Genomic DNA, 15,710 nt, shown 5'->3' on the forward strand with positions numbered 1-15,710 from the left:
TTATAGTTAACTAATACGCTTATTTGATTAATATATAAGTAAATAAATAGGTTATGCAAACGGTTATTTAAACAGGCGGATCCACTTTATCTTTATTTGAGGTATTCACACGGAACCAACCTGCAATTGAGTAGCGATCTCGTTTTGCTGGTAACACTTCGTGGGGAAACTCTTCACTTAAAAATGCCACAATAGTGCCTTGAAGTGGTGTTACTTTGACACCTTCCTTATCAGTATCACTTTTATAAAGGACTAATTCGCCACCATTATGTAAAGCCCAGCCAGAGTTTAAATAAACAACTATAGACAATACTCTGTTTGCTTCGCCCTTAAAGGCGTCGACATGGCGCTTGTAATAATTGCCAGGGCCATAATGAGCAAAGTGGCTTTCGAACGAAAACAAGCCTAGAAACAATCGACGATTTAGAAAAACCTGAAGGGCTGTCGCCCAATTTAACCAACGTTGGCCCGCTTCTGTTTCGCCGGTAATCCAGCATATCTCATCGGTTCGGACAAACTCGTTTTTCGCATATAAGTTATCTCGACCAATACCAGCCTCTTTAAACTTTATTGACGGAATTGCTTGCTGTTGAATAGTTAACGCTTGTACAAGTGAGTCCGGAAGTGCGTTATGACGAATACTATAACCTTGCTGATAGATATCATCTGCAATTAGTCCAAATAGGGTGTCATCATGGCCGAAGTCGCCATTGGAAACCAAATCTTTAGTTTGTAACGCGTACAATACGGTGTGCCTTAAAAAGTGAGTATAACGGCGCGAGTCTAACGAATCATTGTACATTTACCAAACAAATTTTATATGCCAATTTTAAAACTTAATATCCGTAATTTAAGCCTATTTATGTTTGTATTGAGTAGGGCAGTGAGATCGACTAATTGCCGGGTTCCTAAGTTTTAAATGTTTACTACTTCTTCCACTCACTCGTTTACGCCAAAGTTTAAAACTGCTGGTTCTTAATGAAGCTCGCATTAATGAGATAACCTCTGGTTCACGTAAACCATAAAGTGTCTCTATGGCCTCAAAGGGAGTTCGATCTTCCCACGCCATTTCTATTATTCTTGATGTGTCTTCTTGTGAAAATTGCATTGCTTAGACTCGATTACTGTTCACACAAAGAAGCTAATACGCTTTTTATCTGCTTGTGGATTAATGTATAGATAAGAAAAAATATGAATAAAAGTCTTGAGTATAACTAATAGCAAATAACCATAATGGCGACTTTAAAATATCTTGAATAGGCTATAAGTCTCACTTAGACTTGCATCCACTTTAATACCATCTCTAAGCGTCAGTTTGGCAAGACTTTTTCTAAATCATTGCTCTCGGCGGTTTCTATTAAGAGCTTACTCATGACTTATCTTATTGCCGTAACTATTCTTTGGGCATTTTCTTTTAGTTTAATAGGAGTGTATTTACGAGATGTAGATCCATGGTTTTCTGTACTTATTCGCACGGTATTAGCCATGGTTGTGTTTTTGCCTTTTACTAACGTAATGCAGGTATTAGTAAAACAACAAAACTCAAAGGATGGACTTTCAAATCGATTTTACACTAAGTTAATGGCGATAGGAGCAATTCAGCTTGGTTTAATGTACGGGTTTTATTACCACTCATTTTTATATTTAAGCGTTCCCGAAGTACTTCTTTTTACTATCATGACGCCGCTGTATGTGACTTTGTTTAATGACGTTTTGGATAAAACATTTCACCCAAGGTTCTTTGTTGCAGCGCTGCTCGCGGTTTTAGGCGCATTAACCATTCGGTTTGATAATATAAATTCTGATTTTTTATTTGGTTTGCTGTTGGTTCAGTGTGCCAATATTTGTTTCGCTTTTGGTCAAGTTGCATACAAACGTTTGATGCCTAGCCGATCAGTTATTTCTCAACACAAGGTATTTGGTTTTTTCTATATTGGTGCATTTGTCTTAGCGCTTATTTTGTACAGTATTTTTGGCAACGTAGAACGGTTACCAACTACGATGACACAATGGGGAATTCTACTTTACCTTGGAGTGGTAGCGTCTGGGTTGGGATATTTTGGTTGGAATCGAGGCGCCACCGAAGTAAATGTTGGTACATTAGCTGCCATGAATAATTTGCTTATACCCGCTGGTATTTTAGTAAATGTGTTGATTTGGAATAGAGAAGCTGATGTCACTCGGTTAATGATTGGGGCTGGCATTATCATGTTGGCGTTATGGATAAGTACAAAAGTTAAACTTAAATAAGCATATTATGAAAAAAATCTACGTAATACATGAAAATAATGAATGGACAATTCATTTGCAAAACCGATTAGATGAGTTGCAATTGCCTTATGAAATGTGGCACTTGGATGAAGGGGTTTTAGACTTATCAATGCCGCCGCCAGAAGGTGTTTTTTACAATCGTATTAGCGCTTCGTCTCATACTCGAGATCATAGATATGCACCGGAATATACTGAAGCTGTTTTAGCTTGGTTAGAGCGTCATGGCCGTACCGTTATTAATGGCAGTAGGGCACTTCGGTTAGAAGTAAGTAAAGTGAACCAGTATATGGCGTTAAACGCAGCGGGTATCGAAACCCCAAAAACAATTGTCGCTGTGGGTAAATCACAGATTATTGAAGCTGCAAAGTCATTAAATCAAAACTCATTTATTACAAAACATAACAGGGCAGGAAAAGGGCAAGGAGTTCAGCTATTTCATTCTATTTCAGCCTTGTCTGATTATGTAAATGGTGCTGATTTTGATGAGCCTGTTGATGGAATTACGTTGATACAGCAGTACATTGAAGCACCTATGCCCTATATTATTCGTCATGAATTTATCGGTGGAAAGTTTTTATATGCAGTTAAGGTGGACACATCTGAAGGGTTTGAGCTTTGCCCAGCCGATGCATGTTCAATAGACGATCTGTTTTGTCCAGCACCAAACGAATCATTAAATAATTCAAAAGTTGGCGGAGCTAAGGTTGAAGCACTATCACCAAAGTTTGAAATACTTCAAAATTATAACCCTGACTTTATTGCGACTTATGAACAATTTTTAGCAGACAATAACATTCAAGTTGCCGGCATCGAAGCGATACTTGATAAAGCGGGCAACAGTTACGCCTATGACGTTAATACCAACACGAATTACAATTCTGACGCGGAAAACGCCGTTGATATTTATGCGATGCTTCACTTAGCCAAGTACCTTGCTACTTTCTTGTAAGTTAATGTAGTTTAGCGCTGCTTGCAGCGCTTGCTCTCTGCTTGAGAAATTATGCTCTTCATTTATTAGCTCTAATATATGAAACTTCTCAAGTTGCTCTTTAGTTTCCGTGTTAGGACACAATAAGAAAACTTCACAATCAACGTCTTTTGCATCTTTAACCGCATTTTCTAGAGCTAAGCCAACAGTTACATCAAACATGGGAACGTCGCTTAAATCTAATATCATTACCTTGTAGTCTGAAATACTAGAATGTTGGCGAGAAATTGCTTTAGATACGCTAAAAATCATTGGCCCTGATAAGTAAAAAAACAGCACCTTGCCCTTAGCACTGTCTAACAAAGAGCGCTCAACTTTATTTAGCGGCACATTATCTGTATCGGCGTCGCTAATAGCTTGAACGTGACGTTCTTGTTCTTTACTCAACTTTTCTATGAGCATGATATTTGAGATAAACACACCCAAGCCAACTGCAGCAATTAAGTCTACAAATACGGTCAGCAACATAACCCCATACATAATGATCATGCCTTGCGTGCTTACTTTGTGAGCCCGTTGAATAAAACTCCAATCTAAGATGTTAAAACCGACATAGACAGCAATGCCAGCTAATACAGCCATGGGAATTGGTTCCGTCAGACTTCCTGCAACGACTACCACCAAAGCTAGCATCACCGCTCTAATTACCCCTGACAACGGTGAACGCGCACCAACTTGAATATTCGTAACCGTGCCCATTGTCGCTCCCGCACCAGGCAGAGCGCCAAATAAACCTGAAATAAAGTTCGCCAAACCTTGGCCGCGAAGTTCCTTGTCAGAATCATGCTCTTTACGAGTTAAAGAGTCACCAATTACAGCAGTTAAAAGTGTATCAATACAACCTAAAGTACCAAGAACAAGCGCATCAATAACCATGGTGGTAAACATTTCTGCGTTAAAATTAGGGATCACTAATGAAGGTAAGCCTGCAGGGATAACACCTATTCTTCGAATGTCGTCGGCATCAAATAACAACACGGACAATAAGGTCACGCCGATAAGTGCAACAAGCTGAGCCGGTACATATTTTCGATATTGCTTCGGGAAATAAAAGAGGACCCCCAAAGTCAGCGCTCCAAGTAACAACTCGCTAAATTTTATGTTTGAGAGGATTTGTGGAAGCGAAGATACTGTTCCTATTACACCACCTGAGGGCGCTGATTGGCCAAGCAACGGGGCGAATTGAAGAATGATTAGTATGACACCGATACCAGACATAAACCCTGATATGACGCTGTAGGGCATTAAAGTGACGTATTTTCCTAATTTTAGATAGCCAAGCAACATCTGAAAACCGCCGGCCATCATAACCACAGTAAATGACATTGCCATGCCGGTTTCTGGATATTTAGCCATCATGCTCGTGACTACGGCGGTCATGATAACCGTCATAGGTCCGGTAGGCTCAGAGATAAGAGTGTTTGAACCACCAAAAATGGCCGCGAAAAAGCCAACTAATATAGCACCCCAAAGGCCCGCCTCGGCACCTGCGCCAGAGGCAACACCAAATGCGAGTGCTAAAGGAAGAGAAATAATTGCGGTGGTAACGCCACCAAACATATCGCCTTTAAGATTCATGGATGCAAATCGGTTATCAGTCAAAATTTACTTCTCCGCAGTCTAAGAATAACAATTATGGTTATACGCTTAACTATCTGGCGGGAAATTCTATATCAGGTGTGCTAAAAAACACAGATGTATAAGCGTATGTCAGTAAAAGAATATTTTAACGGGTGTCTTAATTTGTTGACGTATTTCGCTCTTCGATACACTCATAGGATCCCATTTCAAACTCTCTGCAAATCCACGGTCGTTGCTCGTAAATTGAACATAAAAAGGTGTCTCTATCTAAAGCTGAACACCAGCCATCAGAAAGTCTTCGCATCGTTTCACCTCCCCATTTATCGACTTGAATATGTTGTGCTGGCACACCAGTGTCCGAAATGATCATCACTTCTAATTTGCAACAATTTGCTTTACAGGTAGAACAAGTAACTTCGTCAGTTGCTATGTTTTTAACGTTAATACTCATAACACCCTCAAAAATGACTAAAGTCTACGTTAGGCAGACTCTCAAAGCCGGGTTTAGCAAACAGATAACCTTGCATCAATTCAATACCGGCTTCTTTTAACCACAACATTTCAGCGTGCGTTTCAATTCCTTCAACCAATGGGGTAATATTTAAATCTGCAAATAAATTTAAACAATTTATAATAATAGCCTGACGAGACTTGTCACTATCGATATTACGAATCAGCTCCATATCAAACTTTACAATATTAGTTTGAAAGTCCGCTAATAAACCTAGCCCAGAATAACCAGACCCAAAATCATCAATAGCGGTGGTAAATCCCATCGATTGATAATATTCGACAATTCGTTTAACCGTACTCGTGTCTTCAATCTTTTCTACTTCGGTGAACTCGAACATAATTTTATTGGTAGGAAAGTCGTAGGTTTTTGCCGCCTCTAAGGTAGTTCGAATGCAACGCTCAGGTTGATATATTGCCTTTGGCAAAAAGTTAATGCTTAACATTGATTGTAGGTTTAGTTTCGCAGCCAGAGCAATGGCTTTAACACGGCATAACTGGTCGAACAAATAGCGGTTATCATCATTTACTTGCGAGATGACAGAGTAGGCTGACTCTTGGTTTAAACCTCTAACCAAGGCTTCGTAACCGAAAATTTGTCTTGTTCTTACGTTTACGATTGGTTGAAAGGCCATTGTGAAATCAAAGTTGAGTTTGTCTTTGTTAGCACAGTTATTACATGAATGTATCTCACAAATGTTTTGAATATTATCCATTACTACGACCTTTCATTATGATTATAATCAAGCGTGTTTGTTGAAAAATAAAGAACTCCCAGTTAGGGCAAGTATTAAAAGAAATGGAGCGAGGATAATCGCGACAATTCTATGGAATTTACATAATTTCATGGGGCACCCAACGAATAGTTGATTTGTGTGAAAACCCCGAAAAATAGAACTTTCTACCGCCTTAGAGTAGCATAGTTGATGTACAAAAATGTGATTTAGAATAATTTCTAACTATTCAAAAGTATCAAGTGCTTTTAATATTAAACTTGGGTTCTGAAATATTACCATGTGATCACTATTGTTAATGGGTATATATCTACCCTTGGAATGTTTGCTTATTGACTTACTCCATGCTGAACCTTCTTGTTGCCATTTGATTAGACCATCAACAAATTCAGGCTCTGCACTCTTTATATCTTCAGATTCAAAGTCTGAGTCAATAATAGTGATAGGAACGGACGTGTTTATATCCAATTTTAAAGCTGTGTTTAAATCATCATAATAATTCATGATTTCTTTAGCTCGCGTGACCTGTTTATTCACAGCCGCACGACGTTGACTAATTAGGTCAAAATAGGACCAGTCCATTAAAGTACCAACGTCTTGTGGCACAAGGCTCGCAATTTCTTCACGCTCTGCAGCTAGTTTATCAATCGTTCGTTGTGTCCAATTTCCCTTCTGAAGGTGTGGAATGAGTGTTTCCCTTTGTTCACGATACCAAGCAACCGGATAGTCTTTATATAGACTTACAGAGTGTTCAAGTAGTATGTCTGGATCAATCCAAACCATCCCTTTCAAGCGACTGTGAACTTGTGACTCAGGTAAATTTTGCCATGCGAGCGCTAAAATATTAGAGCTTGCAAAGCTAACGATAATAAAACTATCCTCATTTAGTGCTGTTAGCGTTGTGTCGAGAGCAGGAGCAAATGAAAAAAAAGAAGGTTCACTAACATCACTACTAAAGCCACTTCCAAATCGTTCAATAGCATGCACTCTGTGTGTTTTGGCAATCAGTGGTTGTAATAAAGCAAACCAAGCACTGTCACTATGATAGTTTTTATTAAACCCTGATAGTAAAATTACGGCTGGCCCTTGATGTTCTAATCCCATACTTCGCACATGGACCTTTTTATCTTGTTGCGGGTTTACTTGGTATAAGCTTGAATACGAGTCTAGAGGAACATTGCCGACATTAGGACTGCAAGCTACCAGCAGAATGCAAGCAGTGACAAGTTTTAAAACTAAATATAAATGGTGATACATGTATTCTGCCTTTGTTGTGATTCGTCACGTCTTGTTGTTGCCTCAGTACCTTAGTCATGGACAAATGCTATTCAAAACTCGTAAGCATTAAAGTAGTTATATGACACCGACGGCTAATTCAGCCCAAACTAGTGAAAAGGTGAAAGCTAGCAAAATAGCGATAATAACTCTTTGTATATTTGAGGCTTTGCGTGAGGAAAAAATGAACAGAGAGCCAAATCCAAACACAAGTGATGCCATGACAATAAAGTCGCCAATCTTCCATTGGACTTCGTTGGTAAGTAGCATCCCAATTGCAGGAAATAGCAGTACAACTAACGTGATGACTCCCAGCCATACAAAAGCAAAATTTATTTTTAACATGATCTACCCCCGATAAAATGGACACCATCCATTTTCAATTTACCGCCAATTTAAATTCAGCGGGTGTTTTATATCCTAAACTCGAATGTAACCGCTGTCTATTGTAGAAATAGTTTAAGTAACCTTTTAGCTTGGTTAGTAGATTACTCATTGTTTCAAAACGACTTCCGCGAATTAAATCGGCCGTTAATGAGTGAAAAAAGGACTCAACTTCTGCGTTGTCTGTACCGCAACCTAGCGCTTATCCATTTCTTTACGTTTGTTTTGTATTTCTTTATAAAAGAATTTCACTTTAGCTGGCTTACTGTAAGTCTTAAGCGCTATAGCTCTCAAGCTCTCAAGCCATGCTCTCGCATTAAACACCGCTTTTATCTGCTGCAACAACAGGGCATCTTTCAAAGCTCTCGCAGAGGGTGGTCGATTACGCCAACGACTAAGCATTAATGGATGAATATCAAGCGCTATAGCGGCATCCTTTGACATGACATGACATTGTCGCTTAAGCTTAGCTCGATAACTTTGATTTTGAAATCAACAGGATAAAACCATGTTTTTTGGGGTTTAGTATATCTTGGCATTTGAGCCTCCTCAAAGTAATGAGGAGGTGTCCACTAAAACGGGGGAGGAACATGAGAGAACTTGAGCAACTTGTTATATTGCATTGTACTCATGATTAAGTAACCCTAACTTTAAATCATTACACCAACTGCCACCTAATTTAAAGTTATCTCGAATTGTACCTTCATGAGTAAAACCCAACGCTTTTAGTAAATTAAATGATGGGGAATTACCTTCAGTGACAGTTGCGATCACTTTATGGAAATTACATTGATTAAAGGCATATTCAATAACGGCAATAGTTGACTCTTTACCATACCCTTTGCCCTGAAATTCGGGACTTAGTAAAAAGCCAAGTTCAGCTTGTTGATATGGCTCCCATTCGGGATAAAAACCAGTTACGCCTATTTTAATGCCAGTTGCTTTTTCAATGATTGTTAAAGTTAACCAATGATTAGAGGTTTTTTTCCATTCGCCTAAGCGACAATTAAAACGTTCATTTATTTCAGATTCGGTAAATGGATCACTAACATACTTGAGTACATCGCTTGATTGATGAAGTTGCTCAAAAAGCTCCCTGTCATCTTTACAAATTGGCTTTAAAATGAGCCTTTGGGTTTCAATTTGCACAGGCTTTCCTTTGCTATATCACGCCGCAAATAAACGGCTAAAAATAGTTGGCTATACTTTAGCGACGTAGGAGCAGGTGGCAACTGTTTTTTGTCTTCCTTAATTGACTTGTATGGGTACGTGTTTCAGTTTAAAAAATACGCCATCCCATAACTTATATGCAAAACCATCATTTGATTTTATTAAGTCAGAACTTGCAATGCCAGAGCTGTTTTTACACTTAACATTAATAATTTGGGTCGATGAGCCATCTATTTCTAATTGTTTAAACGTGGCACTGAAGTATGAGTAAAACTTATTAGCTGTTAATTCTTTAGTTTCGTATTCTGGCGCAACGCAAATGTTATTTCTAAATTCAATTTTTGATTTCGAGTAAGTGGCAATATTTCCAAACCATAGTTCGGCCTCTGCTTTCCCAATAGCACTGATACCGGGAAACTTTGCGTCTACCACTTCCCACTTTCCTAAATACCACTCATCTGAATTGGCGGTTGTAGATAATAATCCCATAAGTAAAGCTAAATATTTCACGAAGTACTCTAACGCCCCAAGCAGGGGATTTTATGAGCGTTGTACAGCGAGTAAAATTCCCGCTGACTTGGCTTGTTAGGCTGTCAAACTAACTTTCATGCTAATTCAATAAGCCTTCAAGTTCTTCTTTTTGTTTAGAGCTAAGTTCATTTATCGACTTTATTGCATCTTCAATTGCTGATTTAGCAGCACCAGTTAAATTAAAGTGCAAGTAGGCATTTATTAAGGCTATATGAGCATTAAAAGATTGAGGGTAAGTTTTTCGATTCCATGTAAACAACTCTATGGCTTCATCTTTACGGTTCAAATACTGAAGCCATTGCCCGTAACCATTTGCTCTATCTTCTGGGATAACCATAGTTTCACCAAGTAACTTTGATCTAGAGCTAAAAATTGACTGCAAATCGGCCAATGTTTGGGGAGTGTTTGGTAATGCCCAACCTTGAAACAGGTGCTTTATACCGTGATATTGCCCAAGTAGTGTCGTTGAATCATGGGTTTCATCTTTAAATGTTTTTATTGAAATATTGAGGTTTGTACTTGGGTACTTTTTGGTTAACTCAACTAGCTTTTGAAAAGGTTCAGTCATAGTTGGTTCTTCATTCGCTATAGAAATGAATAAACGTCCATTAAGAGTTCCCTTTTTTAGAGCCTCCTCCGTCAGGTCAAGTAACTGATTATTATTCCAATACAATGAAGGACTTATAGCTATTACGCCATTGAACAAATTAGGTCGCTTAATTAATGCATTTACTGCAAATTGGCCTCCGTGCGATGTACCCGATAGTGCTTGATAATCTAAAGTGCGATAACGGCTTTTGACTAATGGAATAACTTCTTTTTCAATAAAAGCAAGAAAACGGTCAGCACCAGCTAACTTATCGAGTTGAGCTTCATTTTTTACCGTTAAGGTCAGCTCTTCATTTCGTTTATTCCTTGGGTTGACTATACCAATTACGATCATGCTGGGTGCTAGATCAAATTTTGCTAAAAAATCTAACGTTCCTGCTGTATGAGAGCCTTGTATATCTCCATCCGTAACATATAAAACAGGAAATTTTTGCTTCGAATCTTCATAGCCAGCTGGAAGATAAACTATCAATTTACGGCTTTCACCTAAGATTTGGCTATCTAAAGTATTTTCTTCAATTTTGCCGAATTTCACAGAAGCAAAAACGCTTAAGTGAAAAAAGCACACCAAAACAAGTATTAAATTTGAGGTTATTTTTTTCATCACTTTCCTTTTTAATAAGGTTTTCCCTTACTTAAACGAAATAAGGTTTGGGAATACGCCATTGAGCGCTAACGCTTCATTAAGAAGCAAAAAAACTTGTTGCTTATACTTTAGCGACGCAGGAGCAAAAGCCAACTGTTATTTGTCCTTCTGATTGCCTTGTTATATGCAAATTTACCTTAATAACCCTAAAACTTCTTCGCCATTAAAGCTAACATTTAATTTATTACAACCTTCAGTAGTGAGCTGAACATCAACGAATGAATCTTCAGCAGCACTATACATTTTCGCTTTCCAAGAGTTTGTAACTGAACTTAATGTGAGGCTCTTTAAAACAATCAGGCCAACTGCTTTGGGATTTAACTCATGCGATTGAACAAGCATTTCGGCAGTACTTAAATCTATGAAAAGCTTTGCAGGTTTTTCTGAGTGACTCCAAACACCAGCAATTTGACACTCGTTGCTTATAGCTACAGATGAAAATAGAGAAACGAAAAGAATCGCACTTAAAACTTTCAGCTTGAGCATGATCATCCTTTGCATATAGCGCTTCAATAAGAAGCTAAAAATAGTTGCATATACTTTAGCGAAGTAGGAGTAGGAGGCAATTGTTTTTGTCCTTCTTAATTGACTTGTTATGTTTTTGGTACCAAGATATATTTAATATTGGTACTGGGGGTTGGTATGGCGAAAAATACAAGTGTTACATTAGGTGAACATTTCGATTCATTTATTTCTCAGCAATTAGAGTCTGGTAGGTATGGGTCTGCAAGTGAAGTTCTAAGGGCTGGTTTACGAGCTTTAGAAGATCAAGAATTGAAAATGAACAATTTAAGAAATATGTTGGTTGAAGGAGAAAATAGCGGAATAGCTGACTATTCATATGACACACTATTAAGTGACTTGGATAAAGAAAATCATTGATATGAAATTTAATTTATCTAAAAAAGCTAAATTAGATTTAATAAAAATTGCTCGCTACACGCAACTTAATTGGGGCTGGCAGCAGAGAAATGACTATTTGAAGTTACTTGATAGTGCCTTCCATCAAATTGCAGCAGAGCCTGAACTAGGTTATGCCTGTGATTACATTAGAGAAGGCTACAGAAAGCGACCGCAAGGAAGCCATGTAATTTATTACAAAGAATTCGGAAGAGAAGAGGTTGTAATTATTCGAGTTCTGCATAAAAGCATGGATGTACACCGGGCTATCTGAAATATAACGCCCCACTAAGAGGCGAAAAATTGTTTGCTAAAATAAGTGAACGTAGTGAACAAAAAGCCAACTTTTTTTTGTCCTTTTAAGTAACTTGTTAGCTTACGGCAACACAAAGCCTATTTTATTTGTTCTTTAACTTTATCGACAACTATTTCCACAGCACTAATTACCACTGTAGGTTTTTCAAATTGTATATAGTGAGATGTGTTATGTAACAACTTTAAGTTACTATTAGATGACCATGATGCTTGGTCATTAAACATATAACGATCCTGCTCCATTACTGCCGGAACAATATCACGATTCAAACCTGCATTGGCAAGTTGTTGATCCGACATATCTATGTAGTTAACAATATTACCAAGAACAAACATTGGCCTTTCACCAAAGTCTCTTAATGAAGTAATTTGCTTTAACCCATCAGAGTAATTTGAAATTTCCTGAGCTAGTGTGGTATCAGATAATGGTGAAAAAGCTTTTATCGCCTGTTGATGATACTTTGATTGATTAGGAAAACTATAATTATCTAGCTTATTAATAAGACGAGTAAAACCAGTAATACTCATCACAGGTTTAAGTATTTTATTAACCTTATTGCTTACAGATAAAGTTAATGGCACTTCAATATCTTGAACTAAATCCATTTGTTCTGGGTGAGGTGAATCTACAAATACAATACCTGCAACTTTATCACCATAAAGCTCTGTAAACTTTGTGATGTATGGGCCGCCAAATGAATGACCGACCATAATGTAGGGAGGTTTCTCATTAGATATTACTAGTGCTTTGTTCAAATCATTTGCAATAGCTTGCATAAGATTGTTGGTATGAGGTCTCGGGCTACTCCACATGATACCAGCCCGATCGTAAGCACATGTTCTCGTTTTTTTTGCTAATTGGTCATGGACGGCAGACCAACTTAACGAGCCAAAAGTATCCAGCCCTGATTCAAGTATGACAATAGGACTTCCTTCTCCTCGACAATCAACGTGTAACAAGCGAGAACCAATATCAATCAAAGAACCATTAGCTGAATATTGTTCTAATGCACTTGCTCGGGATATTTGTTCATAAGCTATACCTGAGCCTATAAGTGACAGTATAAATACAGCCACACTTAGTAATATTTTATTTTTTAATAACAACGACAAATACCTGAACTGAATTTAGTAAGCTAACGCCTCACTAAGAGGCAAAAAATAGTTGGTTAAAATAAGCGACGCAGGAGCAAAAACCAACTGTTTTTGTCCTTTTGAGTGCCTTGTTAGCAGTTTATTGCACAGGCTTGCTTTTGGCCTTAATTAAATATCTTGCCAGAATTGTACCTAAATAAAATAACACCGCAAAAACGCCTAGATCTATGAGTAATTTTTGAATATCAAATGCATCAGAAAATACAGAGTACTCAAAAGAAAAATAGTAAAAGATACCTTTTGACCCCAAGTACGCAACTAAAAATGGAATTAGAAAGTTTAATACAGGTTTATTTGATTGGTTTTCATCCATGATTGAATCTCCATTATTATTTTAAAATACTTAACTTAGAAAAACTGCTAACGCTCGCCTAAACGGCGAATTAATAATGGGCTAAAATATTGAGCGCAGCGACAATAGCCCATTGTTAATTGTCCGAGCGAGCTTGTGAGCGAATTAAGGCTCTTGTTATGTTTTTTTGTACAGATAATACCTAAATAAAAGGGCTTGGAATAATGCCGCCAAACCTAATATTTTAGGGGAGTTATTAAACAAGCCACCAACCACAATTATTAGTGGTATTGCGATGTAAAAAGCATAAGATCCGTTAGTGTACTTTTTTACAAACCAGTGAACAGGAAAACCAACCACTAACCAACCAACGATAGAAATTATCAGGTAAACGCCAATATAAAGTAAAAAAGTAACTGCTAGTCCAAATATATCATTGAGTGATGAAGGAGCCAGGCCATTAAATAAAGACCAAATGGCGATTCCTATACCAACATAGCCAATACTCTTTATTACAGCACTGTCCCAGTTACTTGAACTCAACTGTGGGCTCCTCGAAAACATAACGCCTGGTTAAGAGGCGAGTTTTAGCTTGCTAAAATGTTTGCCGAAGGCTCGAGCAAGCTTTTACGAGACCTTCTTTAACCACTTGTTATGCAGCTTTACGGTGTTTCTTACTCTCGGTATAAATAAAAGATGCACCTAAAACCGTGAGAGCGATAAATGAAACAGTTAAATAAAATGTTAAGTTACCATCCCAAAACCCAAGTAAATAAGAATTTTCTTGTTCTAATTTGGTACAGGCACTTTCAGCATTTTCAAGGCAATTGGCAGATAACCTCATGAACTCTTCAGCTAACCGAACTTGGTTTGCGGTTTTAATAATAAAATAATTAAGTGTAATAAAAGATAGAACACTAATAATTCTTGATTTTGAAATCAAAACTCCATCTCCTTTAGCTGCATAACGCCCCAATAAGGGGCTTTTATTGTTGGCTAAAATAGTGAGCGCAGCGAAACCAGCCAACTTTTAAAAGTCCCGCTTGATTGGCTTGTTAGGTTTTCTTTTTTGCCCAAACAATTGTTGTAGTAATTAATATTGCAGGGATTGCTGCATATAGAAATGAAACAAGAGCAAAACTTGCTGCTATTTGTAGATAAATTAAATAAATGACAATAGGCAAAATACAAGATACTAAATGCTGTATGGAATTAAGCCTAAACACTTTACGAGCTAAGAACACAATAACGAATGATACTAATAATGAGATGAAAGAGGTCACTAACTCAGAATAGTAATTTACAGAAAAGTCAGTAAATTCCCTTAAAAACTCTGGAACAGGAGCTGAAGCGCCAAGACGAATAAACCAAAAGAAAGCGTAGGAGAGAAACAAACCTACAACAAAGGAAATAACATTTTTACGTAAACCAGTCATATTGAACTCCATCTCGATTGAAAACCTAACGCCTGGTTAAGAGGCGAGTTTTAGCTTGCTAAACTGTTTGCCGAAGGCTCGAGCAAGCTTTTACGAGACCTTCTTTAACCACTTGTTAGGTTTCGAATTCCAAATATTTATTACCGAAAATAACATTGATGGAAAGTATACAACGGTGTAATACAAAAAGTCTTTAGCATTACCATAAAGTGGATTGCGGGGTAGATCAAAATTTAACACCCCATAAATAGAGCTTGGAATCACTGCAAAAATACCACAAAAATACATCCCAAATATGACTACCAACAGAGCCTTTGCTACCGTAGCCTTAAATTTTCTAAATCTTGCGTTAAAGAGCAGAAGTACAATGTTTATCAATGTTAGAACAAAGGTAGAAATATTAAAAAAAGAGTAATCCCGAACATAAGCAAGCCCACTAAAGAATAGTAGACCTATCGTTGCCATTGCAACATTTTGCTTAATATTATGGCGTTTACTAAGTTTGTACACAAAGAATAAAACTACTAACCCAGCACATAAATACGCCTCCCAAAATAATATGTACCTGCTTTGCACAGTTTGATTTAGAAAGTAAAAAAAGTGAATCCAAACCACTCCTCCGAAGAAAAGAAGTATGTTTACAGTCCGATGTAAATCAAAATTTCGAAAGTTCAAAAGAAACCTAACGCTCCGCTTAGGAGCAATGTAGGTTGGTGTTAAACTTGGAGCTTGCGACAAAGATACCAACCGTAATCATTGTCACTCTAGAGCGGCTTGTTAGCGTATGCCCCAACAGGCAACTCAATACGTCAAAGTCTAAAGTTAACAACTCAAAATACGACGACTTCTCTAACAATAAAACTACCGTTAAACCACTAATACTTCAACAAAAAAGAAAGAAAAAGGAAGAGTG

Annotated in this window: 20 protein-coding genes and 1 pseudogene; 4 read left to right on the top strand and 17 right to left on the bottom strand. The window is 37.6% G+C overall.

Features of this window, described 5'->3' with window-relative positions:
* Nucleotides 1-67 precede the first annotated feature (67 nt).
* Together J9318_RS06565 and J9318_RS06570 are read right to left on the bottom strand one after the other, a co-directional pair.
* Nucleotides 68-745: a 2OG-Fe(II) oxygenase gene (locus J9318_RS06565; RefSeq protein WP_244731952.1), complete on the bottom strand. Its 678-nt coding sequence runs from the start codon at nt 743-745 to the stop codon at nt 68-70.
* Nucleotides 746-856: 111 nt separating this feature from the next.
* Nucleotides 857-1,108 (bottom strand): TIGR03643 family protein, encoded by a 252-nt coding sequence (locus J9318_RS06570; protein ID WP_210562240.1) that lies wholly within the window; start codon nt 1,106-1,108, stop codon nt 857-859.
* A gap of 263 nt (nt 1,109-1,371) precedes the next feature.
* Here J9318_RS06570 and J9318_RS06575 point away from each other — a divergent pair, with 263 nt between their 5' ends.
* Nucleotides 1,372-2,250 (top strand): EamA family transporter, encoded by an 879-nt coding sequence (locus tag J9318_RS06575; protein WP_210562241.1) that lies wholly within the window; start codon nt 1,372-1,374, stop codon nt 2,248-2,250.
* Nucleotides 2,251-2,257: 7 nt separating this feature from the next.
* On the top strand, nt 2,258-3,220 hold the full coding sequence (locus J9318_RS06580) for an ATP-grasp domain-containing protein (RefSeq protein ID WP_210562242.1): 963 nt from the start codon (nt 2,258-2,260) through the stop codon (nt 3,218-3,220).
* On the opposite strand, the gene J9318_RS06585 is transcribed toward J9318_RS06580, so the two are convergent.
* From J9318_RS06585 to J9318_RS06630, 10 genes and pseudogenes are all read right to left on the bottom strand, one after another.
* Complete coding sequence (locus J9318_RS06585) at nt 3,191-4,837, bottom strand: SulP family inorganic anion transporter (RefSeq protein ID WP_210562396.1); 1,647 nt, start codon at nt 4,835-4,837, stop codon at nt 3,191-3,193. The two genes, J9318_RS06580 and J9318_RS06585, sit on opposite strands and share 30 nt — an antisense overlap.
* A gap of 160 nt (nt 4,838-4,997) precedes the next feature.
* On the bottom strand, nt 4,998-5,291 hold the full coding sequence (locus J9318_RS06590; protein ID WP_210562243.1) for a YkgJ family cysteine cluster protein: 294 nt from the start codon (nt 5,289-5,291) through the stop codon (nt 4,998-5,000).
* Between the two features lie 7 nt (nt 5,292-5,298).
* Nucleotides 5,299-6,066 (bottom strand): EAL domain-containing protein, encoded by a 768-nt coding sequence (locus tag J9318_RS06595; protein WP_210562244.1) that lies wholly within the window; start codon nt 6,064-6,066, stop codon nt 5,299-5,301.
* 243 nt (nt 6,067-6,309) lie between these two features.
* Nucleotides 6,310-7,341 (bottom strand): alpha/beta fold hydrolase, encoded by a 1,032-nt coding sequence (locus J9318_RS06600; protein WP_210562245.1) that lies wholly within the window; start codon nt 7,339-7,341, stop codon nt 6,310-6,312.
* Nucleotides 7,342-7,437: 96 nt separating this feature from the next.
* A complete protein-coding gene (locus J9318_RS06605; RefSeq protein WP_210562246.1) occupies nt 7,438-7,704 on the bottom strand; it encodes a hypothetical protein in 267 nt (88 codons plus the stop codon).
* A gap of 34 nt (nt 7,705-7,738) precedes the next feature.
* Nucleotides 7,739-8,282: pseudogene (locus J9318_RS06610) on the bottom strand (IS3 family transposase).
* Between the two features lie 73 nt (nt 8,283-8,355).
* Nucleotides 8,356-8,892, bottom strand: coding sequence for a GNAT family N-acetyltransferase (locus J9318_RS06615; protein WP_210562247.1), 537 nt, complete (start codon nt 8,890-8,892; stop codon nt 8,356-8,358).
* A 99-nt stretch (nt 8,893-8,991) separates the two neighbouring features.
* Nucleotides 8,992-9,423: a hypothetical protein gene (locus J9318_RS06620; RefSeq protein WP_210562248.1), complete on the bottom strand. Its 432-nt coding sequence runs from the start codon at nt 9,421-9,423 to the stop codon at nt 8,992-8,994.
* A 100-nt stretch (nt 9,424-9,523) separates the two neighbouring features.
* On the bottom strand, nt 9,524-10,657 hold the full coding sequence (locus J9318_RS06625; RefSeq protein ID WP_210562249.1) for an alpha/beta hydrolase: 1,134 nt from the start codon (nt 10,655-10,657) through the stop codon (nt 9,524-9,526).
* Between the two features lie 174 nt (nt 10,658-10,831).
* Entirely contained in the window at nt 10,832-11,185 is a 354-nt protein-coding gene (locus J9318_RS06630) for a hypothetical protein (RefSeq protein ID WP_210562250.1), read from the bottom strand.
* Nucleotides 11,186-11,341: 156 nt separating this feature from the next.
* On the opposite strand from J9318_RS06630, the gene J9318_RS06635 reads away from it, so the two are divergent.
* Both J9318_RS06635 and J9318_RS06640 read left to right on the top strand, forming a co-directional pair.
* The gene (locus tag J9318_RS06635; protein WP_210562251.1) at nt 11,342-11,581 is read left to right on the top strand and encodes a type II toxin-antitoxin system ParD family antitoxin; all 240 of its coding nucleotides are present in this window, start codon (nt 11,342-11,344) and stop codon (nt 11,579-11,581) included.
* 1 nt (nt 11,582) lies between these two features.
* Nucleotides 11,583-11,873 carry a type II toxin-antitoxin system RelE/ParE family toxin gene (locus J9318_RS06640; protein ID WP_210562252.1) on the top strand — a complete coding sequence of 97 codons (291 nt, stop codon included), beginning with the start codon at nt 11,583-11,585 and terminating at the stop codon, nt 11,871-11,873.
* A gap of 119 nt (nt 11,874-11,992) precedes the next feature.
* Here J9318_RS06640 and J9318_RS06645 read toward each other — a convergent pair whose 3' ends face one another.
* The 5 genes from J9318_RS06645 to J9318_RS06665 all read right to left on the bottom strand — a co-directional run bounded on the left by J9318_RS06645 (nt 11,993) and on the right by J9318_RS06665 (nt 14,797).
* Entirely contained in the window at nt 11,993-12,991 is a 999-nt protein-coding gene (locus J9318_RS06645; RefSeq protein WP_210562253.1) for an alpha/beta hydrolase, read from the bottom strand.
* A gap of 157 nt (nt 12,992-13,148) precedes the next feature.
* Nucleotides 13,149-13,382, bottom strand: coding sequence for a hypothetical protein (locus J9318_RS06650; protein ID WP_210562254.1), 234 nt, complete (start codon nt 13,380-13,382; stop codon nt 13,149-13,151).
* 156 nt (nt 13,383-13,538) lie between these two features.
* Nucleotides 13,539-13,904, bottom strand: a complete 366-nt coding sequence (locus J9318_RS06655; RefSeq protein ID WP_244731956.1) for a hypothetical protein — start codon at nt 13,902-13,904, stop codon at nt 13,539-13,541.
* A 109-nt stretch (nt 13,905-14,013) separates the two neighbouring features.
* Entirely contained in the window at nt 14,014-14,337 is a 324-nt protein-coding gene (locus J9318_RS06660; RefSeq protein ID WP_210562256.1) for a hypothetical protein, read from the bottom strand.
* 79 nt (nt 14,338-14,416) lie between these two features.
* Nucleotides 14,417-14,797 carry a hypothetical protein gene (locus tag J9318_RS06665; protein ID WP_210562257.1) on the bottom strand — a complete coding sequence of 127 codons (381 nt, stop codon included), beginning with the start codon at nt 14,795-14,797 and terminating at the stop codon, nt 14,417-14,419.
* Between the last annotated feature and the right edge of the window lie 913 nt (nt 14,798-15,710).

Source organism: Psychrosphaera aestuarii (assembly GCF_017948405.1).
In the GTDB taxonomy this organism is placed as follows: domain Bacteria; phylum Pseudomonadota; class Gammaproteobacteria; order Enterobacterales; family Alteromonadaceae; genus Psychrosphaera; species Psychrosphaera aestuarii.